The 24,151-nt window shown below is 33.2% G+C and carries 25 protein-coding genes; 15 read left to right on the top strand and 10 right to left on the bottom strand.

The features are described 5' to 3' along the window. Positions 1-318: 318 nt before the first annotated feature. Positions 319-573 (bottom strand): hypothetical protein, encoded by a 255-nt coding sequence (locus N3Z16_RS08820; RefSeq protein WP_282485543.1) that lies wholly within the window; start codon positions 571-573, stop codon positions 319-321. A 149-nt stretch (positions 574-722) separates the two neighbouring features. Between N3Z16_RS08820 and N3Z16_RS08825 the strand changes: the two genes are divergently transcribed. Continuing rightward, positions 723-1,643, top strand: coding sequence for a sodium:solute symporter family protein (locus tag N3Z16_RS08825; RefSeq protein WP_282486202.1), 921 nt, complete (start codon positions 723-725; stop codon positions 1,641-1,643). 42 nt (positions 1,644-1,685) lie between these two features. Here the strand turns inward: N3Z16_RS08825 and ruvB are convergent, their stop codons facing one another. Both ruvB and ruvA read right to left on the bottom strand, forming a co-directional pair. After that, positions 1,686-2,720, bottom strand: a complete 1,035-nt coding sequence (gene ruvB, locus N3Z16_RS08830) for a Holliday junction branch migration DNA helicase RuvB (RefSeq protein WP_223938960.1) — start codon at positions 2,718-2,720, stop codon at positions 1,686-1,688. A 15-nt stretch (positions 2,721-2,735) separates the two neighbouring features. Then, positions 2,736-3,332 (bottom strand): Holliday junction branch migration protein RuvA, encoded by a 597-nt coding sequence (gene ruvA / locus N3Z16_RS08835; RefSeq protein ID WP_282486203.1) that lies wholly within the window; start codon positions 3,330-3,332, stop codon positions 2,736-2,738. Between the two features lie 86 nt (positions 3,333-3,418). On the opposite strand from ruvA, the gene N3Z16_RS08840 reads away from it, so the two are divergent. The 9 genes from N3Z16_RS08840 to N3Z16_RS08880 all read left to right on the top strand — a co-directional run bounded on the left by N3Z16_RS08840 (position 3,419) and on the right by N3Z16_RS08880 (position 11,922). Then, positions 3,419-4,678, top strand: a complete 1,260-nt coding sequence (locus tag N3Z16_RS08840) for an MFS transporter (RefSeq protein WP_282486204.1) — start codon at positions 3,419-3,421, stop codon at positions 4,676-4,678. Positions 4,679-4,808: 130 nt separating this feature from the next. Beyond that, positions 4,809-5,357 (top strand): ATP synthase F1 subunit delta, encoded by a 549-nt coding sequence (gene atpH / locus N3Z16_RS08845; RefSeq protein WP_223938957.1) that lies wholly within the window; start codon positions 4,809-4,811, stop codon positions 5,355-5,357. Positions 5,358-5,411: 54 nt separating this feature from the next. After that, positions 5,412-6,950 (top strand): F0F1 ATP synthase subunit alpha, encoded by a 1,539-nt coding sequence (gene atpA / locus N3Z16_RS08850; protein WP_282486206.1) that lies wholly within the window; start codon positions 5,412-5,414, stop codon positions 6,948-6,950. Positions 6,951-6,961: 11 nt separating this feature from the next. Continuing rightward, positions 6,962-7,849 carry an ATP synthase F1 subunit gamma gene (gene atpG / locus N3Z16_RS08855; RefSeq protein ID WP_282486207.1) on the top strand — a complete coding sequence of 296 codons (888 nt, stop codon included), beginning with the start codon at positions 6,962-6,964 and terminating at the stop codon, positions 7,847-7,849. A gap of 56 nt (positions 7,850-7,905) precedes the next feature. Further along, positions 7,906-9,342 carry a F0F1 ATP synthase subunit beta gene (gene atpD / locus N3Z16_RS08860; RefSeq protein ID WP_282486988.1) on the top strand — a complete coding sequence of 479 codons (1,437 nt, stop codon included), beginning with the start codon at positions 7,906-7,908 and terminating at the stop codon, positions 9,340-9,342. Positions 9,343-9,454: 112 nt separating this feature from the next. Beyond that, a complete protein-coding gene (gene atpC / locus N3Z16_RS08865) occupies positions 9,455-9,859 on the top strand; it encodes an ATP synthase F1 subunit epsilon (RefSeq protein WP_223938954.1) in 405 nt (134 codons plus the stop codon). Between the two features lie 3 nt (positions 9,860-9,862). Further along, on the top strand, positions 9,863-10,282 hold the full coding sequence (locus N3Z16_RS08870; protein ID WP_282486209.1) for a 6-pyruvoyl trahydropterin synthase family protein: 420 nt from the start codon (positions 9,863-9,865) through the stop codon (positions 10,280-10,282). After that, positions 10,279-10,599, top strand: coding sequence for a divalent-cation tolerance protein CutA (gene cutA, locus N3Z16_RS08875; protein WP_282486210.1), 321 nt, complete (start codon positions 10,279-10,281; stop codon positions 10,597-10,599). Before N3Z16_RS08870 ends, cutA begins: the two co-directional genes overlap by 4 nt. Before the next feature lie 108 nt (positions 10,600-10,707). Then, positions 10,708-11,922 carry a dicarboxylate/amino acid:cation symporter gene (locus N3Z16_RS08880; protein WP_282486211.1) on the top strand — a complete coding sequence of 405 codons (1,215 nt, stop codon included), beginning with the start codon at positions 10,708-10,710 and terminating at the stop codon, positions 11,920-11,922. Positions 11,923-12,090: 168 nt separating this feature from the next. Here the strand turns inward: N3Z16_RS08880 and tnpA are convergent, their stop codons facing one another. Then, positions 12,091-12,528: an IS200/IS605 family transposase gene (gene tnpA / locus N3Z16_RS08885; RefSeq protein ID WP_282485546.1), complete on the bottom strand. Its 438-nt coding sequence runs from the start codon at positions 12,526-12,528 to the stop codon at positions 12,091-12,093. Positions 12,529-12,534: 6 nt separating this feature from the next. Here tnpA and N3Z16_RS08890 point away from each other — a divergent pair, with 6 nt between their 5' ends. Together N3Z16_RS08890 and N3Z16_RS08895 are read left to right on the top strand one after the other, a co-directional pair. Next, positions 12,535-13,467, top strand: coding sequence for a TAXI family TRAP transporter solute-binding subunit (locus N3Z16_RS08890; RefSeq protein ID WP_282486212.1), 933 nt, complete (start codon positions 12,535-12,537; stop codon positions 13,465-13,467). 19 nt (positions 13,468-13,486) lie between these two features. Then, on the top strand, positions 13,487-13,918 hold the full coding sequence (locus N3Z16_RS08895; protein ID WP_223938950.1) for a universal stress protein: 432 nt from the start codon (positions 13,487-13,489) through the stop codon (positions 13,916-13,918). 55 nt (positions 13,919-13,973) lie between these two features. Here the strand turns inward: N3Z16_RS08895 and rpe are convergent, their stop codons facing one another. After that, the gene (rpe, locus tag N3Z16_RS08900) at positions 13,974-14,609 is read right to left on the bottom strand and encodes a ribulose-phosphate 3-epimerase (protein WP_223938949.1); all 636 of its coding nucleotides are present in this window, start codon (positions 14,607-14,609) and stop codon (positions 13,974-13,976) included. 193 nt (positions 14,610-14,802) lie between these two features. Between rpe and ybeY the strand changes: the two genes are divergently transcribed. The 3 genes from ybeY to N3Z16_RS08915 all read left to right on the top strand — a co-directional run bounded on the left by ybeY (position 14,803) and on the right by N3Z16_RS08915 (position 16,766). Further along, the gene (ybeY, locus tag N3Z16_RS08905) at positions 14,803-15,303 is read left to right on the top strand and encodes an rRNA maturation RNase YbeY (RefSeq protein ID WP_282486214.1); all 501 of its coding nucleotides are present in this window, start codon (positions 14,803-14,805) and stop codon (positions 15,301-15,303) included. Between the two features lie 25 nt (positions 15,304-15,328). Further along, positions 15,329-16,168 carry a hemolysin family protein gene (locus N3Z16_RS08910; RefSeq protein WP_282486215.1) on the top strand — a complete coding sequence of 280 codons (840 nt, stop codon included), beginning with the start codon at positions 15,329-15,331 and terminating at the stop codon, positions 16,166-16,168. Positions 16,169-16,238: 70 nt separating this feature from the next. Continuing rightward, complete coding sequence (locus N3Z16_RS08915; protein WP_282486216.1) at positions 16,239-16,766, top strand: hypothetical protein; 528 nt, start codon at positions 16,239-16,241, stop codon at positions 16,764-16,766. Between the two features lie 322 nt (positions 16,767-17,088). Here the strand turns inward: N3Z16_RS08915 and N3Z16_RS08920 are convergent, their stop codons facing one another. The 5 genes from N3Z16_RS08920 to ubiG form a co-directional block, all read right to left on the bottom strand. Continuing rightward, positions 17,089-17,895 carry a glycosyltransferase family 2 protein gene (locus N3Z16_RS08920; protein WP_282486217.1) on the bottom strand — a complete coding sequence of 269 codons (807 nt, stop codon included), beginning with the start codon at positions 17,893-17,895 and terminating at the stop codon, positions 17,089-17,091. Further along, positions 17,892-19,196 carry an O-antigen ligase family protein gene (locus tag N3Z16_RS08925; protein ID WP_282486218.1) on the bottom strand — a complete coding sequence of 435 codons (1,305 nt, stop codon included), beginning with the start codon at positions 19,194-19,196 and terminating at the stop codon, positions 17,892-17,894. The genes N3Z16_RS08920 and N3Z16_RS08925 overlap by 4 nt, the downstream gene beginning before the upstream one ends. Continuing rightward, positions 19,177-20,097, bottom strand: coding sequence for a glycosyltransferase family 2 protein (locus N3Z16_RS08930; RefSeq protein WP_282486219.1), 921 nt, complete (start codon positions 20,095-20,097; stop codon positions 19,177-19,179). Before N3Z16_RS08930 ends, N3Z16_RS08925 begins: the two co-directional genes overlap by 20 nt. Positions 20,098-20,487: 390 nt before the next feature. Further along, positions 20,488-23,244 (bottom strand): AsmA family protein, encoded by a 2,757-nt coding sequence (locus tag N3Z16_RS08935; RefSeq protein WP_282486220.1) that lies wholly within the window; start codon positions 23,242-23,244, stop codon positions 20,488-20,490. An 87-nt stretch (positions 23,245-23,331) separates the two neighbouring features. Then, positions 23,332-24,096, bottom strand: coding sequence for a bifunctional 2-polyprenyl-6-hydroxyphenol methylase/3-demethylubiquinol 3-O-methyltransferase UbiG (ubiG, locus tag N3Z16_RS08940; RefSeq protein WP_223939106.1), 765 nt, complete (start codon positions 24,094-24,096; stop codon positions 23,332-23,334). Positions 24,097-24,151: the final 55 nt, after the last annotated feature.

The raw sequence follows: 24,151 nt of genomic DNA on the forward strand, positions 1-24,151 counted from the left end.
CATCGTGTTTTTGGTAGAACATTGCTAGCCTTACTCACCCATTGATCCGTTTGTTTCTTACCACAACGAGAACAAAACCTACCTTTACAGCTGAATGCTACCGATTTATTGCGGTTACAATCACGGCAGCTATAACGTTTAAATCCTAAATATTTCGTTCCACACGATATAACTTTAGTGACGTTGAAAATAATGCCGTATCTTAGCTTGCCGTATTTTTTAGCGAAATCGAGACCAATTACCACGGTCTAGAAAAATATGTTTTATAGATATTCCTTTACCGACTATTTCCATAAATTACTTATAGTTAATGTTTTCTTACCAAGGAATCTTTCTTCCTTTGCGTTCTAAATCAAATTCTTTACAATCAGGGCAATAGTAAACAGAATTATACTTATGATTGGGAGATATTTTTCGCAACATTATCCAGAAAGCCTTGGCTATTTCCTTATCTCCTTCGGAAAAAATCTTTTTGATCCTGCTGTAAGGAATTGCTTGCTCTTTAGAAATGGCCTTAAGAGTTTTTACCGCTAATTCATTGACCAAATGCTGCTCAGAGTGCAAGTTACTCATAACTCAATTATATATTATCTTATGTATGTCTAACATTCAGTCTTTATAACTCAAGTTAAAACAAATCAAATACCAGTATTATAATCCTCCATAAATATTTATCGGTCAAGAGTATCTTCTTTTAAGCTGCCACCGATAGGTGGCTTATCTTGTCCGGCTTGATTATTACATTATATTCAACTTTAGGTGGGATAAAATCAGTCACCTTTACAGATGTAATCCAATTTTTTACTTTTGCAACTATTTTGCCAGTTATTGTTTATTATTTCTTTTTTGGCGTAGATGGTATTACAATTGTTTTCTCCCTGGCCCAACATCCTAATTTTAACTTCTCTGATATTTTTACTTTCAGTAACGATAAAATATGGAAGCTTATTTCCCTTAGTATATATATGGTCATACCTGCTTTTAATCCTGCTATTTTTCAAAGAATAGCTATGAGTAAAAACCTCAAGCAGGCTCAAGATTCTTTTTATATATTATCATTTATAGTTTTTGTCCTAATCCTTGTAGTAGGGTGGTTAAGTGTACTTTTAATGTTTCGAGAAAATTTTACTGGGGACACTAATATAATACATTCGTTATTTGATATAACACCGCCGATTTACAAAGGGTTATTACTTATAGGTATTGTAGCAATGGTAATGTCTACAATAGATAGTTATATAAATTCATCATCAGTTTTAATAACTCATGATTTTATAAATGTATTTACTAAATTAAAGAATGAATTATTAACTGCCCGTATAGTCTCTTTTTTATTAGGTATATCAGGTATTTTATTATCTCTAAAAGATATAGGAATATTTAGACTAGCAGTATTAACAGCTTCTTTTTATATGTGCATCGTTACTGTACCTTTTATTATGGCTGTATTAGGGTATAGAACTCCTTACGAAAAAGCTGTGCTAGCGGGGATGGCTGGCGGTTTTCTAGTAAATAGTTTATGGATGTTGTTAGACATAACCATAATTGATGGTGTAATACCAGCAATGTTAGTTAACTGGCTTGTACTAGTTATTATGCACAAATATTACTATTCCAAAGAAAAAATCAATATAGTTAACTAGAGTAAGTCTAAACAAAAAGTTTATATATCTTGGTGGCTTGTATTAAATTTCTTCTTCAAATAGGGTGTCCTGATTATATATCTGATTTTTTGGTTTCGGTAAGCCTAGATGTTCAAAAGCATTAGCAGTTACCATTCTACCTCTTGATGTCCTTTGCAGATGTCCTATTTGGATTAAATAAGGTTCTATTGCTTCTTCTATGCTATCTCGCTGTTCCGAAAGAGCCGCAGCTATTGTTTCAACACCTACCGGTCCGCCGTTATAATTGTCGATAATAAACCTCAAATAACGATAATCGTTACTGTCTAATCCTGCTTTATCTACCTCTAGCTTATTTAAAGCGACATCCGCTATTTTCTGATTAATTTCCAGGTGATTATCCACTGATGCAAAGTCACGTACTCTTTTAAGAAGTCTTAGGGCAATCCTTGGCGTCCCACGAGAGCGGAGGGCTATTTCTTTTGCTCCGTCATCCGTAATTTTAGTATTCAGTAATTTTGCAGCTCGGACTAAAACACTTTGCAATTCTTCAGAATTATAAAAATTAAGGCGCAAGGGAATACCAAATCTATCACGGAGTGGGTTACTAAGCAGGCCAAGTCTAGTAGTTGCGCCTATTAAAGTAAATTTTGGCAGGTCTATTCTAAGTGACCGTGCTGCTGGTCCTTCCCCTATTATTATATCAAGGGAGAAATCTTCCATAGCCGGATATAATATCTCTTCAATACTAGTATTTAGCCGGTGAATTTCATCGATGAATAACACATCGTTTTCCTGTAAGTTAGTCAAGATGCCGGCAAGATCTGCTGCTTTTGACAGAGTAGGGCCACTAGTTGCTTTAAAATTAACACCCATCTCTTTTGAAACTATTTGTGCTAGCGAGGTTTTCCCAAGCCCAGGTGGGCCATAAAAAAGCGTGTGATCTAATGATTCACTACGGTTTCTTGCTGCTTGAATAAAAATACCGAGATTTGCTTTAATCTGTTCCTGGCCGATAAAATCTTCAAGTAAGTTTGGTCTGAGGTTAATTTCATTATCTGTTTCTAATTTCTCTCTTTGCAGTATTTGTTTGTTCATAAATTAACCTGATATTCAGTTTTTTAGCGCTAATTTGATCAACTCGTTTAAGGAAATATTTTTATCCTGGGCAAGGAGGGTATTTATCCTGTTTTGAGCTTCTGCTTTATTTACTCCGAGAGCTACTAAAGCTGATATAGAATCAATAGCAATGTTATTAATTCTGGGGTCCTTGCCGGCAGAACTAGTAATAGGAATTTCAGAAATATAATTTGAGGAATATTTATCTTTTAATTCAGTAATTATCCTTTCTGCCAGCTTTTTGCCAACTCCTGAAACCCGGCTAAAAGCGGTCGTATCTTTTATTGCTAGCGCATAACTGATTTCATCAGGGCTTAAGGTTGATAAGATGGCAAGAGACATCCTAGTACCGACTCCTTTCACCGATTGGAGTAATGTGAAAGTGCTTTTTTCTTCGCTGCTATAAAAACCGTATAGGTGTATATGATCCTCTCTTACATGAGTTTCGATTAATAACATAACGGAGTCGCCTGGGGTTAGATTTGCCAGGGTTCTGCTTGAGCAAAAAACCAGGTAACCGACACCGCCAACATCAATTATAACATGATCATGATAACATGAATCAACTATACCTTTAAGTTTGCCTATCATACAAGAAAAACAGTTTTATTATTCATATTTAATCGCTATAATAGCAGCTGAAAAATTTTAAGCAATAAATCATCCCTAACAATATTTTGCGTGTTTCAGAAAAAACCTCATATTTAATAGCATTTTTTGCAACTGCTATTCGCTATTATGATTATGCTTTGTTTGGGTTATCGGCTTCAGTAATTTCTAGTCACTTTATGCCGGATGGCTCAAATAGTGATAAATTACTGAATTTTTTTATGATATTTAGTATTTCGGTAGCTGCAAGGCCTATCGGGTCAGTTATTTTCGGTCGTATCAGTGATACAATAGGTAGGGTTGTATCAGTTAAAATTACTACAATAATATCGGCTCTCTCTGCTTTAGTTATTTCCCTATTACCAGGTTATGAGACGATAGGTTTATGGGCAACTGTTGTTTTAACTGTATGTAGAATGCTGTTTATCATGAGCTTAGCAGGAGAAACTGATGCAATAAAAATTTATATAGCTGAAAAAATCGGCAAAAAATCTCGTCATTTAGCAAGTGGTTTAGTTTCTTTTTCAGCACAATTGGGTGCTTTAATAGCCGCCTGTATGTACCATTTTACCTTAAGTGTTTCTGAAATTACTTGGCTCTGGCGTATTAATTTTGCCGTTGGCGGAATACTTGGTATAAGTGTATTTTTATTAAGAAAATTTTTGCATGAGAGCAGCCACTATATAAGAAATAAAACAGAAGATAAGGGAAAGGAAGGTACTAATATAGCAAAAATAATATCCCAAAACAGGTTAAAGTTTTTTTTAACCATGATACTTAATGGAGGTATTGGAGCAAGCTATAATTTTTTAGTGATTTTTTTAAGTACTTTCGTTGCTAAAGTTATTGGGGGTACTTCTATCCATGAAGCTGCAGAAAATAATATAATTCTAATTATTGTGTATGCTATTTCATGTTTAATTTCTGGTGTTTTAGCTGATAGGATTTCTATATATAAACAGATATTTATATCGCTGCTACTAACCTTAAGTCTGCTTTTTGTAATGCAAATTTTAAGTATTGATAAGCTATACTTCTTTTCGCTTCATATGCTTGTGGTATTTTTTGTTCCAATTTACATGATACCGATACAAATTAAATTGCAATCAATATTTCCAGTAAATATAAGGGTTAGAATGTGTAGCCTCGGACATTCATTAGGGAGTTTGATTTTATCTTCAACTATACCATTTTTCTGTATGCTGTTATGGAAATATACTGAAAATTTTTCCATGATTTATATATATTTCATGGTAATAGTTTTACTAATTATCGGCGTGGTTTTTGTGCTAATGAAAGAGTCATATAAAAATATGTTTGAAATATAATATTTTTGACCAAGTTGCTAACTTATTGCTTTTTTATTTTAGAAAATTAGATGACTAAATATTTTTTTGCTGTTATCTTAAAAACCTATTAGAAGCTCTTAACTCTTGGAACTTAAATTTTTATGTACAGATGATTGATTTAAAAATTGCCAGAAACTACGCTTCTTGCTTGTTTGATAATGTTAAATCAGATGCAGAACGTCAGAAAGTTCTTGAGCAAATATCTTTGTTCAATGAGGTTTTGTTAAACTCAGATAAGTTAAGCTTTGCTTTATATTCGCCGGTGGTTTCTAAAAGTGATAAGCTAGAATTAATAGAGAACCTTGTAAAAAAATTTAAATTGGCAGAAATAGTAAACCGGTTTTTTAGGGTTGTTGTTAAAAATTCTCGTTTTGAAATATTAGAATCTGTGGTAAATGAATATAGCAAGCTTTTAAATGAAAGTAGAGGGGTAAAGCTTGTGACCCTAGAATTTGCTGCTAACCCTAATAAGAAGCTAGTAAATATGATTAGGGAATATTTAGAAAATAAATTAAATAAAACAATTGAGTTTAATCTCATCAATAACGAATCATTAATTGGCGGAGTAATTATAAAACATGACAGCTTACTTTATGATTATTCTATTGCCGGAGCAGTAGATAGAGCTGCGAGGTTAGCAAAACTTGCAAAACTATGAATAATAGTTTTAGGGAGTAAATTTATTATAAATGTATTTAGGGAGTTTTAAGAAATGAAGCTAAATCCGTCTGAGGTTTCTGAAATTTTAAAAAGAGAGATAGGGGACATGGACCAACTTTCTACACTAAATGAAGTTGGCTATGTAGTAGCAGTAGGTGACGGTATTGCCAAAATTTACGGGATAGATAATGTTCAAGCAGGTGAAATGGTAGAATTTTCTTCTGGCGTAAAGGGTATGGTTCTTAATCTTGAGACTGATACAGTAGGTGTCGTAATCATGGGTGATGATAGAGCGGTGATGCAAGGCGACATGGTAAAAAGAACAGGTGATATTTTAAGTACTCCTGTTGGTCCTGCTATGCTTGGTAGAGTTGTTGATGCGCTTGGCAATCCAATTGACGGGAAAGGGCCTATTAATGCTACAGAATATAAAAGGGTAGAAACTAAAGCTCCTGGTATTGTTGTAAGAAAAAGTGTACATGAACCAGTCCAGACAGGAATTAAAGCAATTGACGCTCTAATTCCTATCGGTAGAGGTCAGAGAGAATTGATTATCGGCGATCGTCAGACAGGTAAGACAGCAATTGCAATAGATACTATAATAAACCAAAAAAATGCTCATTTAGAAGATAATACTAAGGATAAAATTTTCTGTATTTATGTGGCAATTGGTCAAAAAAGGTCAACTGTTGCCCAAATAGTAAGGAGACTAGAGGAAGCTGGGGCTATGTCTTACACGGTGGTAGTAGCTGCAACAGCTTCTGATCCTGCGCCCCTACAGTTTTTAGCTCCGTATACTGGTTGTACGATTGGTGAATATTTTAGGGATAATGGGATGCACGCGCTTGTGGTATATGATGATTTGACCAAGCACGCTATCGCTTACCGCCAGATTTCATTACTTCTTAGAAGGCCTCCTGGGAGGGAAGCGTATCCTGGTGATGTATTTTATTTACATTCAAGGTTATTAGAAAGAGCAGCAAAACTCTCTGATAAAAACGGTGGAGGTTCTTTAACTGCTTTACCTATAATTGAAACCCAAGCCGGTGATGTATCAGCCTATATTCCGACGAATGTGATTTCTATTACCGACGGGCAGATATTCTTGGAAAGCGAGCTGTTTCACAAAGGTATTAGACCGGCTGTAAATGTGGGTATTTCAGTAAGTAGGGTAGGTTCGGCTGCCCAAACTAAAGCTATGAAAAAAGTTGCGGGTTCTCTGAAATTAGAGCTTGCCCAGTTCCGTGAAATGGAGTCTTTTGCCCAATTCGGTTCTGATCTGGATGCTGCAACCCAGAAATTGATACAGCATGGCTTGAAGCTTACAGAAATTCTTAAACAATTGCAATATTCGCCTTTTGTGATGGAAGAACAGGTAATAAGCCTCTATGCTGGGGTACGAGGATATCTTGAAAAGGTAACGCCTTCTGATGTAAAAAAATTCGAACAGGAATTGATAGCCGATATCCATTTAAAAGAAGAGGGAATATTAAGGGTAATTAGGCAAGAAAAAGACTTAAGTAAAGAAACTGAAGAGAAGCTTAAACTTTATCTCGAGAATTTTTTAAGAGAATTTTTAGAGAGTAATTAATATTATTTATTATGTCTGGTTTAAAACATCTTAGAAATAGAGTTAAGAGTATAAAATCCACTCAGAAAATCACCAAGGCAATGCAGCTTGTATCGGCTGCTAAGCTGCGAAGAATTAAAGATCGGGCTGAAGCTTTAGATGATTATTCGTCTATTCTTACCAATATCATGAATGACGTTAAATTAAATATTAACTTTATGAATTTAAGCCCGTTTGAACAAAAGTTTTTTAATGAAGATATAAAAGGCAAACCGCACTTGTGTGTGGTTATGACGTCTGAAAGGGGATTATGCGGTAGTTTTAATTCCCAGATAATAAGAGCGGTAAAACGGGATATTACTAAATACCAAGAGCAAAATGTCCAAGTAAAATTAATTGTTGCCGGTAAAAAAGGATATGATGCTTTAAAAGGCGAATATTCTAACCTTATAGAGGAATATTATCATATAACAAAAGAGAAATACCTTCCTGTTGCACTGGGAATTAAAAATAAAATCCTTAGCTTGACCGAGCAGGATAAAATTGGTAGTTGCTCTTTATATTATAATGAATTTAAAAATGCTCTTATGCAGGTAATGACTAAACTCAGTATTTTTCCTGTTGAACCACTAGGTATAAACAGGCCGGTAGAAAGCACTAAATTGCCTGATTCTCCTTTTGAATATGAAGGCTCTAACCTTGTAAGCGGTTTAGTAGATTTATATGTAGTTGGTATGATAAAGCACGGATTTCTTCAAAATAAAGCAAGTGAAGAAGCTGCCAGGATGACCGCAATGGATAGTGCAACTAGAAATGCCGGGGAACTTATAGATAAACTTACTTTGCAGTTAAATAGGTCAAGGCAGGCAATTATTACCACAGAGCTTACAGAAATTATTTCCGGTGCCGAGGCTCTATAGGATTATGAGTAATAGTGTCAAAAGTAAAAATCGACTTAGAAAATAAGGAGTTAAAAATGAAAGAAGTAACTGAGAAACAAGGAAGGATAACACAGATTATTTCAGCCGTAGTGGATGTTAGATTCGATGATGGAACAAGACTGCCAAATATTTTAAATGCACTTGAGTGCGAAAATAACGGGTCAAGGCTAGTTCTAGAGGTAGCTCAGCATATTGGCGATAGTTCAGTTCGATGTATTGCAATGGATTCAACTGACGGGTTAGTTAGGGGGACACTTGTTAGAGACACCGGTAAACCGATACAAGTTCCAGTAGGTAAGGGCACATTAGGAAGGATCATGAATGTCATCGGTGAACCGGTGGACGAAATGGGGAAGATTAAAAGCGAAGAATTTTCTTCTATATATAAAGATGCCCCAAGATTTGAAGATCAATCAACCGAAAGAAGCATCTTGGTAACCGGTATAAAAGTAGTGGATCTCCTAGCTCCCTATGCAAAGGGAGGCAAAATAGGGCTTTTTGGCGGAGCAGGTGTTGGGAAAACAGTTATTATAATGGAATTAATTAACAACGTGGCCAAAGCTCATGGTGGTTACACAGCTTTTGCTGGCGTTGGCGAGCGAACTCGTGAGGGAAATGACCTCTATCATGAAATGATAGATTCTGGTGTTATTAATAAGGATGATTTGGAAAAATCAAAAGTTGCTCTTGTGTACGGACAAATGAATGAACCTCCTGGAGCACGAGCCCGTGTTGCTTTAACAGGCTTAACTATTGCCGAATATTTTCGAGACCTCGACGGCGGGCAGGATGTGTTGTTCTTTATAGATAATATATTTCGTTTTACTCAAGCTGGTTCTGAAGTATCAGCTACCCTCGGTCGTATACCTTCTGCTGTTGGTTATCAACCCACTTTGGCAACAGACATGGGGGCTTTACAGGAAAGGATTACTTCAACTAAACGTGGATCGATTACTTCCGTACAAGCAATTTATGTTCCGGCAGATGATTTAACTGATCCGGCTCCTGCTACGTCTTTTACGCACTTAGATGCAACTACAGTACTTAGCCGCCAGATAGCAGAGCTTGGAATATATCCAGCTGTTGACCCGCTTGATAGTAATTCACAAATTCTAGATCCAGATATTGTTGGAGAAGAACATTATAGTATAGCAAGAGAAGTGCAGAAGATTTTACAGACTTATAAATCTCTTCAGGATATTATAGCTATTCTTGGTATGGATGAACTCTCGGAAGAGGATAAGTTAATTGTTACTAGGGCTAGAAAAATTCAACGATTTTTATCGCAACCTTTTCATGTAGCAGAAGTTTTTACCGGTATAAAAGGCAAATTTGTTAATCTTAGTGATACAATTGCTGGTTTTAAGGGGCTTGTAGAAGGAAAGTACGATCATTTGCCGGAAGCTGCTTTTTATATGGTAGGTACTATTGAAGAGGCAATAGAAAAGGCTGAAAAGATGAAAGAGGCCTAGATTTATTAGTGGCAAGTAAGTACAGTAATTTTATTTGGTAATGTTCTTGTAAATCTGAGGATTCTTGGGAACTATTAGCATTAATTTAATATTTTTTGATTTAAAATGCTCTATGAATAATACTATATTAGTAAAAATTACTATGCCGTCAGAAACTATATTTGAAGCACAAGCAAAAATGATTAATGTTCCTGGTACGGATGGTGTTTTTGGTGTGCTTCCCGGGCATGTCAAATTAATATCTAAAATCGCAATAGGTTGCGTAAGTGTATTTTTAGGGGAGCAAGAAAAAAAGTTTTTTATCTATGAGGGAATAGCCCAAATTACACCTATAGAAGTAAATATAGTTTCTGAATTTGTAGTGGACCTCGCTGGTCAAAACAAAAGTGATATTTTAAATAGAATTGCAAACTTCCAGACAGAACTAGAACAGTCTGAGAAAAATAGCCTGGAAACTAAGTTGTTAGATGATGCAATAATTAAATATAATTCCTTACTTGCTTTCATGGGAAATTGATTTGTGATAGAGTGTAGCAGAAAAATAGATTTTGATGCTGGCCATAGAGTTATTGGTCATAAGAATAAATGCCAATATCTACATGGACATCGGTATAGTTTAGAAATCACGGCAACAGCTTTAGAACTTGATGAACTCGGTATGGTCGCTGATTTTGTCGTTTTAAAAAAAATTATGAAAACCTGGATTAATACTAATTTTGATCATAACATAATTTTACATAAAAACGACCATAAACTAGGTGAGCACATATCAAAATGTACTGGACAATCTGTATATTATATTAATTCAAATCCTACTGCCGAAAATATTGCTTTACATCTATGGCAAGATGTTATACCTCTATTATTTGCAAAAAGTTCATTTCGGATATTGAGAATTAAACTTTATGAAACTCCAAATTGTTATGTAGAAGTAAAATGAATAGCACGGAATTTTGCGTTATTATCACTACTACCGATAACTTAGAAAATGCTAATGAGATTACGTCTTACTTAATTGAGAACAAGCTTGCTGCCTGTGTGCAATTGGAGGAGGTTTTAAGTTCTTTTTACTGGGAAGAAAAGCTATGCCAGTCAAAAGAATTTCGCTTAATGATAAAGACTTTATCTACTAATTATAGCGATATAGAAAAAGCTATAATAAAGCACCATAATTATAGTTTACCGGAAATAATTAAGCTGGATATTACATCTGGCTTGCCCCAGTATTTGAATTGGGTAAGACAAGCACTTACATAAAACTAAATTATAATTATAATTTAGTTAATCGAACTTGTCCCCTAGATATCCGGTGATTGGGCTGCAAAAATTGTAATTTTAAAATAATACATAGATGAGGCTGTAAGTATGAAACTTTGGCATAAAGTTACATTGGGATTAATTTTAGGAATAGTTTTCGGAGTATACTTACCTCAATATTCGGAAACTGTTAAACCTATAGGTACAGTATTTTTACGCTTAATTCAGATGATAATTTTACCATTAATTTTTTTCAGTCTAGTTTCGGGTATTACTAGCATGAATGACCCAAGCTCACTTGGTAGGGTAGGAATGAAATCAGTTCTAGCTTTTCTTGGCACTACATTTTTTGCTGTTATATTTGGCCTTATGGTAGCTTTTGTTTTAAAACCAGGGGTCGGAGTAGTGATAGATTTTGGATTCCCTCAAGAAAGAAATTTTAAACAAGGCGGATTTGATTTAACCGAATTTTTAATAAATATTGTCCCTAACAATATAGTTGGATCATTTGCAGAAGGTAAAACCCTTCAAGTTGTGTTCTTTGCAATTTTTACCGGAATTATTCTAAATAGCATGGGGTCTTCAGCAGATCCTTTAAAAAGTTTTATTAATTCTGTAGCCAAAATGGTTTTAAAAATGATTTCCAAGGTGGTTGAGTTATCTCCTTACGGTGCTTTTGCTTTAACAGCATGGGTAGTGGGAACTCAAGGACTTGCTATTATGCTTAGCTTATCTAAGTTAGTTCTTGCAATAACTATTGCTATGGCATTGCAATATTTAATTTTTGGTTTGTTTATAATGATATTTTGTAAAATGTCACCAATACCTTTTTATAAAAAAAGTTTTGAATACCAATCAATTGCTATCTCTACCGGTAGCAGTAAAGCAAGTCTAGCTACTACTATGCAAGTTTGCCGCCAAAAGTTAGGGGTATCGGAATCTAGCACCTCTTTTGTCCTGCCGCTTGGAGCATCAATTAATATGGACGGTATGGCAATTAACTTAGCCTTAACTACTGTTTTTTTTGCTCAGATGATGGGCATAGATCTTACTACTAGTGATTATATGGTAATAATATTAACAGCTACCCTTGGTTCTATGGGAGGGGCTGGAATACCAGGAGGATCTCTTGTAATGTTGCCTATGATTTTAGCTGCAGTAAATATGCCGATTGAAGGAGTAGCAATAATAGCCGGTATAGATAGGGTGCTTGATTTATTACGCACCGCTATAAACATTACTGGGGATGCAACAATTACCTTGATAATAGACAATAGTGAAGGTAACTTAAATAGAGAGTTATATAATTCTGATTGTAAGTAATTATCATGCCAAAATTTAAACTTCTTGGGTACTGGTTTGTTTGTTCTGTTTTTACTGTTATATTTCCTGTTAATGCTACGTTTGCAGAAGGTATTGAAAATCAACCACTTTCATCTGAGAGATGAAAGTTTGATCTTTGCGACTAGAAGTCGCTTATCAAGCTAAAGCTCATTCTAGCCTAATATTTGAAGTAAAGTCGGTCTCATGAGCGTCAGTGTGTTTGTTGATATATTCGTTAATCATATCATCTGTAACATTACCGCTAGTTGAACTGAAGTATCCTCTGCCCCATAAATGTCTACCCCAGTATTTCTTTTTTAGTATCGGAAATTCTTCCTGTATTCTTTTAGATGATCTTCCCTTAGCTTTCTGAACAAATTCACTAATTTTAATATGCGGAGGAATATTTGCAAATATATGGACATGGTCGCTTGATACAACGCCATTTTCTATCTTTATACTCATTTCCTCAGCTACCTGTAACACTAGTTCCCGAACACGTTTTTTTATGTCGTAAGTAAGTACCTTATAGCGATATTTCGTTATCCATACTATATGATAACGATGATAAAAAACTGAATGTGATCTTTTGTTATAGTAAGTCATAGACTTATGATGCTACCGCATCATGGCGCATTAGACAAGCTAAAGCTTTTCCATCTGGAAGATGGAGGTTTTCACCACCAAAGGGACTATAAAAAAACAGTTAAGATCGCTGCTGGTAGTGTCCTGGAGGGGTATTATTTTATCGGTCTGAGGTTATGCAGATATATAACTGAATCTAATAATGGTATACGTTGTGAAGTAGTACCAACGACCGGTAGTTTAGAGAATATAGACCTTTTGCGAAAAGGAGAAGTGGATTTTGCTTTTACGCAAGCAGAACTTGCGGTAGATGCTTATGAAGGGAAGGGGTATTTTAATAATGCAGCACCATTTTCCAATATGATTCAGCTGCTTAGGCTTCATGATGAAGCATTTACTATAATCGCTAAGGATAAAGATAAAATTTTTGTTTTTGGAGATTTAGATGGAAAGAAAATATCAAATGGGCCTAAAAATTCAGATAGCACTATAGCGTATAATATTCTTGCTTCTCATTATAAATTTAAAAAGCAACCAGAAGATATAGAGATACCTCATGAAGAGTATGCAAACCAATTTTGCAGCGGAAAGGTGGATGCAATAATTTTAATGACCGGTCATCCTAATTCTTTAGTAAATCATATTACTCACTCGTGTGAATCTGATTTTGTTAGTATAGAAAAGGATAAAATTGATATGTTAGTTGAACAAAACCAAGCTTTTAAAAAGTATATAATTGACGAAAAAGGATATCCAGGCATAAACAAAAGCGAGAATACATTTGCTGTATCTGCTATTTTCATCACAACTAATTCAGTACCAAAAAAACTTATTTCTAATTTAACGCAGTATTTAAAAAAGAGAATGGATCAGTTCAAATTATCCTACCCTTTGTTGTATGATTTAGAAAATGATCATTTTACATCCGGATTTGTTTTGCCCGGATTTGAGCATAAATAATTTATAGAATATCACAAATATGTACAAAAATATAATTGTTCCAATAGATTTATCAGATAAACAGTCCATAAAGGCCATTTTTCCTGCTGCTATTAATCTTGCTAAGGCCTTCGGTTCTGAATTACACCTTGTACACATAATCCCTGATTTTGGAACGAAATTGGTAGAAGATTATTTGCCAAAAAATTGGATAAATGATCAAAAAGCAAAATATAATAAACAACTACAGGATTTAGTAAGCCTCTATATTCCTGAAGAAATTATGGTAAAATGCTATATTGGCCGTGGAGCTATATATGATGAAGTAATAAATTACTCAAATAAAGTCAACGCTGATTTAATTATCTTATCCGCTGTTCGTCCGCAGTTGCGTGATTATATGCTTGGTCCAAATGCCTCCAAAATTGTTAGACATTCATCTGTTTCTGTATTAGTAGTACGTGAGGATTAGTAAGTTGATTTCGTTTTTCATAACGAAGGCGGTTGTTACATGAAGTTTTAAGGCTTCATCCCCTTAGGTTATCAATATTTTCTTTATAATCACCGTTGAAAATATAGCTGCCGGATATTAACAAATTAGCACCTTGCTGGCGGCATAAGCTTGCTGTATCCTGATTAATACCTCCGTCTACTGCGATCATAATATTTCTGTTTCCTACTAAATTATGGACTTTTTGGATTTTAGGGAGTTGATTTGCTATAAATTTCTGCCCCCCAAAACCAGGATTAACAGTCATTATTAGAACCAAATCAATTTTTTCTAAAACATATTCTAAAATATCAGGATTTGTTGTTGGCAGTAAGGCTATTCCTACTTTAATTCCGGTGTTTTTGATTAAATCAACTGTTCTATCTAAATGGATAGTAGATTCAGGGTGAATAGTAATATAATTAGCTCCGGCCTCTATATATTGGAAGATAGAATTTTCTGGAGAGTTTATCATAAGATGTACATCAAACGGAAGTTTTGTATAATTCCTGATTTGGGAGATGACAGGTGGGCCAAAAGTTAGATTGGGAACAAACAAGCCGTCCATCACGTCAATATGAATTAAATCTGCCCCAGCTTTCTCAAGTTTCTCAATATCCTGCCCTAAATTAGCAAAATCAGCAGATAATATTGAGGGTGCTATTTTAACCATTCTATTTTTCTCCCTTATGGAATTTGTTTAATTTCCAATTTATGTCTACCGAAATTTTTTATTAATCTATTGCTTTTTAAAAATATTTTTTCACTTTCTCTGGAATAATTTTAGTGCTTAAATTATATTTATTTTTTATAGAATTACATTTATTATGTATAGCTCTTATAAAAACATAATTTAGCATTATTTTATGAAATTTACTATAGAAATTGCCCAGGATAATGATGAGTGGGATTCATATAAAGAAATAAACCCCAAATTATTTGAAGAAATTTTAGAGGAAGTCCTAAAAAATTATCCTAACTTTAGTAAAGTCCAGAATATAGAATTATCAATACTGCTTACTAACGACAAACGAATTAAAAAATTGAACCAGGAATTTAGAAATGAAAATAGCGCTACCAACGTTCTATCTTTTCCAGATTTAGATATAGATTTTAGCCAAATACTTGAATTTAAACCAGACCTAGATTATATATATCTAGGTGACATAGCGTTTGCTTTTGAAACAATTTCTGAGGAAGTAAAGAAAAAAAACATTCCGTTTTTGAATCATTTTAAGCATTTGTTAGTACATTCAACCATACACTTACTTGGTTATGATCATATGAACGATACAGAAGCTGAAATAATGCAAGATATAGAAGTTAAAATTTTAAAAAAACTCTCAATTCCTTCACCTTACTTATAAATAAACCAAATATTAACTATAAATTATGCCAGAAAAATCAGACATAGAAGAGCCTCCCGAAACAATTTACTCCCTAAAACATCAAATCAACAATTTTTTTAATAAACTCTTTAATAGGCCAAAGGCTTTACCTGTTGAGGCTAACTTAATCCAACCGAACATTATTATCCAAAACTTTGAGAGTTTTGCTGAAAAAATTGTTGAAGACATAATGATACCAAGATCGGATATAATTGCAGTAAGTTGTGAGGCCTCACTTGAGGATATAAGTAAAACAATTATTAAATACGGCCATACCAGAACATTGGTATATAAAGAGAACCTAGATAACGTTATTGGGTTTTTACATATTAAAGACTTATTTGAGGTTATTGCTAAATCAAAGAAATATAATCTAAAAAAATTAATGAGGAAACATATAGTATCACCTCATTCGATGACTCTAATTGACCTTTTAAAACAGATGCAGATACACCGCACGCATATTGCAGTGGTAGTTGATGAGTATGGAGGAACGGACGGTATTGTAACAATTGAAGACGTTATCGAAGCAATAATAGGTAGAATTAATGATGAACATGATGAAGGCCTAGAGGCCGAAAATATAGAAATCATTAAACCCGGGCTGATGATTGTTAATGCTAGAATGGAAATAGAAGAATTAGAAAAAATACTTGATGTTACTTTAAGGAAAGAAGAAGGTGAATTCGATACGATCGGAGGCCTCGTGCTTGCTACAATTGGAACTGTTCCAGAGAAGGGTGAAGTAATAGCTCTTACTGAAGAAGTAACAGTAGAAATACTAGATTCTACTCCAAGAGCTATTAAACAACTAAAAGTTATGTGTAATAAAAAATATGACTAGTAGGTGTTGCTAGGGTAGGGGTATTATGTTACGCTAATCATTAACAATTAAATTTAGCATAGAGTAAATTATGAAGAAAATTGTAAAAAAATGGGAAGGTGGCGCTAAAAAACATGGCGGAATTGGAAAAGCAATGGGTGTTCAAATAGATAAATGGATACAAAGGGATGAAGAACAAGCTAAAGAGGCCAGGGAGGCGGAGGAGTTAAGGCAACGGTTGGAACACGAGAGATTAGCCAAGGAAGCGGAGGAAAGAGATAGGTTAGAGCAAGAGCAAATCAGGAGAGCTTTAGAACTTTCTAAAAAGGCGGAAGAAGAACTAGCAGCGCAAAAGTTAGGTAAGGAAGAATTAGAACAGCTTAAACTGGCCGAAAAGCTATCAAAAGAATCATTTGAAAAATTACAAAGAGATAAGATAATTGATTTTTTAAGGAGGTCAGATGATATTAGTGATGATGCAGCATTTCCTGCTCTAGATATCGTACAAAGGTGGGAATCAACTAATGAAGAGCTGATTGAAAAATTACATAGTTTTGGGGATGAAGCTCTCGATAAATTCCTGAGTGGCGTAGAAATCGTAGGTGATAGCAGTTTCTAAAAAAAGCTTATACTAAAACTGTGAAGCCAATAGTTTCTTTATTACATACTCTAATTTTAGGTAAATAGTAGGCGTTAAAGAGGTTATTGGCTTTTTTATTATGTAAAAATCTTTTATCCCTCTTAATTCCTTTGTTCATTTTCCCTAAATAAACATCATATAAATATCTTTCTTAACTTTTGAAACCTTTATTAACAGAGCGCATAAAAACATTCATGTCTTAGAATCCTGGGAGTTAATACGCACGATTTGCAGGCTATTCTTCCTGATATCTTAAAAATCTACCACACGCATTTTACAGCTTGTTCCTAATTTTGAATAATTATTTCTGATTTTCGCTTTGTCCTTTTTTATACAATTCTCTAGTTTTGGCAAGCCTTACGAAACGAGTAAAGGCAAAAATTATTGAATCCACAAAACCGTTAAATCCAAAAACAATATAACGTCTTATTATAAAGACTTTTAGAAAAAATAACGGTAGCTCAAAAGCTATGCGAATCCGAGATGGGAATCGTCCCTGAATTACTAGATCTTTAGCTTGTTCAGTAGAATAAAAATTTCCCTTATTTATTAGCTGTTCTATTGAAACGGCAGACCTATGATAACCATGATTTTTAAACTTATACACTAAGTTTTTATTAGCTTTGGTGGGGATATTAAAAGTTACGGTATCATGGGTAGTGGCATTTTTAGTATTAGAAAAGCTACAAAAATTCCGATCATAAAGCCGGATAAAGCCGTTAGAAGGGGCCAAAATCCGCGCTTTTTGATCATATCGATGTATGGTAATGAAATTTATCTCATAAGCTTTATATTCATTGTATTTAGCTGAATTAAATATTTGCTTAATTTCTGCTTGTAACTCTTGAGTTAATTCTTCATCAGCATCAATATTCAAAACCCAGTTATTTTTACATAAGCTTTCAGCAAAGGATTTTTGCTTAACATATCCAGGCCACTCATTAAATATTACTTTAGCACCAAGACTTTCTGCGATTGATACGGTATCATCTACACTCCCACTGTCTACTACTATAATTTCTTCGGCTATATCTTTGACACTATTAATAGCTCTAGTTACTCTACTTGCCTCATTTTTCGTAATTATAAAAGCTGAGATATTTATCATGAAGATATTTTACTATTTTTAGAGTTCAACAATAATGCAGAAAAACATAACGATATCCCAGTCCAATTTAATGTTCCAGACCAGTTAGTTATAAAGCTCATAGTAACACTAATGGGAAAAAGTATAGTAATTAGTCCTGCAAAAGCAAAAATACAACTTACGAATTTCCCAAAATTATTGCGATTCATAATAGCAGATACTATAACTTGGCGTAAGCATAATAATGCAAATATTACAAATAGGCTCAAGCCTATAGCGCCACTTTCAGATAATATTTCAAGGTAAATATTATGAGAATGGATATCGCAATAAGTTACTAACCCTTCTGTTTTAAAAGTAAGGCAGGAATTTCTAAATTGCCTGATTCCTACTCCGGTAAAAATACCATACTTATACCAAGAAAGGATAGAAGCTTTAAATAACTGACCATATAAACTGTTAGGGAAATTGCTTACGTCATTCATAAAATCCATTAACCTTTGGTAAATGAATGGTACTTTATATATTATCCAGGTAAGTAGGCCAATAACACTAACAATTGTAGTTAGAGTGTATGCTCTTAAATTCTTATTATATATAGCAATGATTAATAACGATGAAGTTAGAGCAAATAAAGAAAGGACGGTTGCTGTTCTCTCACCGGTTAAAAAAATAACAGTAATTGTTAACAATAGGAAAAGGTAACTTAAAAATAAATTTTTCTTATTTTCAAAATTGATAGCTAAACTTATCCATAAAGAAGCTATTGGGAAAATTAGCTTTGCCAGGTAAATTCCAATATCTGGCCTCCGAAGTAACCCTGTTAAACGTGCTCCCCATTGTGGCTTTCCGCTAATTGAAAAACCGCTAATAAACTGAAATAATGCATCACTAGCGGCTATAATCAAAGTTATAGTAATTATTATGCTTGCGAATTGGAACGCTTTTATATCAGTAAATAACCAATAAGCACAAGCTATAAAAAATAATATAAATCGGATATAAACAAAGCTCATAAAAAATGCTTGGGTATTATTAGAAAAAGCAAATAACGAGGTTATCATAAACCATAGCCAAAGAAGTATTAAAGTTATTACAATCGGTTGCTTAATATAGCTATAATACTGAGCTCTAATACAATAAGTGACAAATAAAATTCCTGTTGTAGTTAATGCTATATCAGCAATTGCTCGAGAAAAAAGTAAAAGCAAAGGGATGAATGACGTCAAAACAAGAGCGGCTTTACGTAAAGCGACTTCTTTGTCTTCTAATAGGTATATGGAATTTAGTTTTATACAAAAATTAAAGTGGCTTTCTAACATGTTTTAAATTATCAATAAAATATTTATATTTACTTAGCTCTTTTATATTTGGATTGATTGGGATTAATTTTGTTTTTAAATAGATAATAAAGAATAAACGATGAATTAATTCTTTTCTCAATCTTTTCGCTTTCCAAACAGAAGAGATGGCTCTTTTATATATTTCCTTCTTTTGAGAAATAGTTAATTGAGTAAATTCTAATAAAGCAAAATAATAGGCGTAAAAACGATCATGAATTTGCTGTAATTTATTTTTGGATAATGAATTATCATTTTTGCCGGCATATACAGCAGAGCAACTTAGGGTAAGCATCTTCTTTGCGTTATAGGCAAGCCTAAGCGGTAATGATTCATCTTGAATAAAAATCTTATCATTAGCTCCACCTGATTTCAAATATAACTCTTTAGTTGTTAAATAGCTCATCCTAACGTATCGCCCATCAAGCACGGTATCTAGAGGAGTAGAGCTTACTTGATAATCTGTATTATCTGTTAATTGTATGTTCAAGAGATCTTTTTGTTCCTGATTAGTTATTTTATAACCACCGAATACAAAATCGGCATGTTCCTTTTTTATTGCATCTAGCATAATTTTAAGAGAATTTTTTACTAAAATATCATCTGCATCTACTAAAAAAAAGTATTTTCCAGAAGCTACTGCACATCCTTGATTCAGGCAACAAGCTGGTCCTTTATTTTGTTTATTAGCTAAAATAGTAAGTTTTTGGTAACTGTTAAAGCTTTGTTTTATAACTTTAATCGAATCATCATATGAAGCATCATCAACAAATATATACTCACAGCTTAAATTTTCTGTTTGTCGTAAGATCGAATGAATGGTAATAGGCAAATATTTCGCTTTATTGAAAACCGTAATAATAAAACTTACTTCTATTATCATTCCTAACCTTTTAAATCTTTAGAATGTCCCTTATTAAAGTAGTTATAGAAATATTAGAATATTCTGGAACATCTGATCATATTTTCAAATTAGAGAAAAGCTTTTTATTGTCAAGGCATTTTTATGTAATTTACTTCACTATTGGTAACATCTAGCCACTCAGATAATTATATCGTATTTAAAATACCGGATACTTCGTGAAGTCACAATGAACAGACTCAAATAGGTAAAGAGGTAATTTAATGAAGCCTCTCCTTAGATCACAAGTTGGATAGCAATTAAGCTGTATTCTCAGTTAATCAAAAGTATCATGTTATCGCAAGCTGACAACATGTAGTTAGTCGGTAATAATCAAATATTTGATTAAAATAAATGATTGACCTTCTAAAGCTATTTAAATAACCCTTTTAATTGCTTTTTAACCTGAGATTCTAATTCTTTGGCTGGATTTTTTTGCTCTGATGGGGTAGATTCTGGGTGAGGATCTACCGGTTGTTTTGAGGAGTTTTCATCATTTCCTGTACCGCCGCCAATAATACCTTTTAGTATATCTTCAGGTTTTTTGTTTTTTCTTATGTTATCTATTACATTAGTTAAGACATTTTTTATTAAATGCTCTTGTAAAGCCTTTGTATCTAATTTGTGTTGCGGGTTATCCAAGAAGCCGTAAATATGAGCTTTTAAAGGTGGCATTGATTTCATATCAATATTTATGGTGCTGTTTACATCTATCGTATATTTTGGAAGATTAATATTTCCGGTGGCTGCCATATTTGCAGAAGGTACGTCTAAATTACATTTAGTAATGTTAGCAATTCCATCTTTTATATTAGTATCAATTGCTAGTTGGTTAAAAGAGGTTTCTCCACCGGAGAATGAAGAATCAAGGCTTGTTAAAAAACTATCAAGATTTTTTATATTTTTTAAGCTATTGAGTATTTTCTGTAAATCAAAGCCACTAACACGACCATTAACAGCTGTTAATTGAGCATTACCAAACAAATTGCTTATATATTGGTACTCAGTTTGACCACTGGTTCTTAAATCGGCATCAAAATTGACTGTGCCTTCAGTAACCTTAATTTTTCTACCATGAGGAATCATGTTTTTTAAGTGTGCTCCTTTTAAACTTGCTTTAAAACTTGCCGTTTGGGATTGCTCAGACGTAACCTGGCCTGATGCTTCTAAATGGCCGCCATATAAGTTTCCGCTTAAAGATTTTAAATATAAAATTCCGTCAGTTAACTTTATAACTGCTTTTATACTATCCAACACTAGTTCTCCTTTAATAACTTTCTGAGTTGTTATTGCAGCATCACCATCTATTTTTTTTAAAAATGATAAATCTATTTTACTCCTTGACCAACGAGACGTACTAGATGGCTCTTCCGTGTTGCCCTTTAGGTTACTAGTAATAGGCGAAGGATTACTGCTTGTTATACCACCTAAATTCAAGGTAGACATTTTTAAATTTAATAAGATTTTTGGTTTAGCATTGGATAAATTTAGACTTAGCAGACCGTTAATATTAAGAGGAGTATTATTTAACAAAAAAGTAGATTTATCTACAGATATTTCAACAAGTTTTTTCAAATCTCCTTCAATTTTTGCAGAGAGAGAATAACTTCCAAGCTCTGAGTTGGGAGTAGATTTTTGTAATTGTCCAAGAGTTTGTCCTAAATTATTCCCCGAACTAATTAAAGTTAAAGAGGGTTTTATATCATCCCCTAAAATAATATCGCCTTTAATAATATTAGTAGTTTTTGCCGCTATTACTGTATTATCAGTTTTGAATGTATCTTTTATTTTGGCAGTTTCCCCTTTGATCTGTAGATCATCAATATTAACAGGCAGATCTATAGCAAATAAGCCAGTAAACACCTTTAGATAATTAGTGTTTAAATCATAAGCAACACTTAAGTCTTTCTCCCAGTTCTTTAGTGTGAAACTCCCACTTAAGCTAGCTTTATCCATAGTTAAATTTATCTCCTTTAAAAGGAGCTCGTGATCTAAATAGGTTAAATTTGTTGAAAAAGAAAAAGATTGGTTGATTATAGAAGCCGGTAAATCTTTAGTGCTAATTTTTAACGCGCTAATTATAGGTTCAAGTGCAGTGGCTTTTATGTATATTTTTTCGTGTAAGCCTTTATCAGCTCTAGCAACAGGGGTAAGAATAATATCTGCATTGCCCGGGTTTAATTTAAGCGTTAAATCAGCTTCGTTTTTTTTAATATTGTAATTAGAGCTACCTTTAGCAGTTAATTCTCCAAAATTAATATCAATATCAGTAACTTTTACTAAGTTTTTATCGGCATTAATATTTAAAGTAAGTTTGTGTTTTATGTTATCATCAATATTAAGGGTAGGTATAAAATTTCTAAGATTTTTAGCATCTCCCTTTAGCTCCAATTTACCGATAAAAATTACAGTTTTAGGATCAAAATTACCTGATAAATTAATTTCTTCTTTTAAGATATTTACACTTGCCTTTAAAGTTAGAGTTTCTTTATCCTCTTTGATATCACCTTTGAGAATATAATCTTTGTTGGTAGAAGAAAATTCGCAGGTTAAATTATTAGGCCCACGGAAGTTTTTGATTTGTAAATTATCAATTTCAAAAACTTTTAAATCGGAACCTACGCTACTTATTTCAATATAATTTATTTTAGCCTCTAGAATTTTAAGAGAGTTTATATATAGCTCGCTTTTGCCCTGACTTTTTGAGGATTCTCCAATAGAACTTTTTTCAGGAGATACTGGTGTTGAAAAGTCCCAAGAAGCTGAGCCATTTGCCATATACTCAAGGTTAATAACAGGATTATTAACTTCTATTTCGGAAATTACTATATTTCCAGTAAGCAAAGAAAATAAAGATACAGAAGCTGTTACTTCTTTAGCTTGAAATAGGGAAGGGTAGTGTGCCCCAGGTATTGATGAAAGTTTAATATCTTTAAGATTAATTTTTGGATTTGGTAATAAGGATAAGCTTATTGGCCCGTTTATTTCTAATTGCCTTCCTATTGCTTCTTTAACTTTTTGAGAAGCTATTACCTTGTATTTATCTAAGGGGACAAAAAATGGAATTAGGAGCAATAAAATGAGACCACAAACAAGCAGTAAAACTGAGTATTTTAAAAATTTCTTCACTGGAATATCCTTAATCTATTATTAGCAGTTCAATGATTGTATATAACTTTATTTTAACAAGCAAGAAAGTTAAGCTTTTATGGCTATTTAGTTGGGATAAGAATTTTTTATAATGCAAGCAAAGTAATTGACGTCAATATCATCCGATAAATACCAGCTATTCGTTATAATATCGAATTTTAAACCGGTAAGGTTTTTTAGGTGAAAATTATTTACTTCAAGAATTTTGTACAATTCTGAAGGTTTTAAAAACTTAGAGTAATCGTGAGTATTAGTAGGGACCCATTTTAATATATATTCGGCGGCAATTATTGCATGGGCATAGGATTTTATAGTACGGTTAATAGTTGATAGGATAAGTATTCCAGTTGGCTTTAATAATTTTAGTAAATTTTGGATAAATGCACTTTGATTTGATACATGTTCTAAAACTTCTAAACATAGCACAACATCATATAACTGATCGGGGTAATTACTAATATATTCCTCAACAGTAGTGTTTATTGGGTTTATAGAGAGGTTATTATTTTTTGTGTATTCTGATAACGCTTTTATATTGTAAGAATTTGCATCAATAGCTGTAACTTTCGCTCCTAACTGGCAAATAGGAACACTTATTAATCCACCGCCGCAACCAACGTCTATAATATTAAGATTTTTTAAAGGTTGTAAATCATCCTCCTTATTTTGGATACTATTAAAATGTTCTGCAATTTTATCATTAATATATTGAATTCTAATAGGATTTATTTGATGTAAGATCTTAAATTCTCCGGATTTATCCCACCATTCCTCCGATGTCTTATTAAATTTGTTTACTTCGTTTTGATCTACTGACGATTCTTTATTCATATAATTTTCAAAGTACAAGGAAGAAGTTTAATTAATAAATTATGCTTCAAAAGGT

Origin of the sequence: Candidatus Megaera polyxenophila (genome assembly GCF_029982035.1) — a bacterium.
Lineage (GTDB): Bacteria > Pseudomonadota > Alphaproteobacteria > Rickettsiales > Rickettsiaceae > Megaera > Megaera polyxenophila.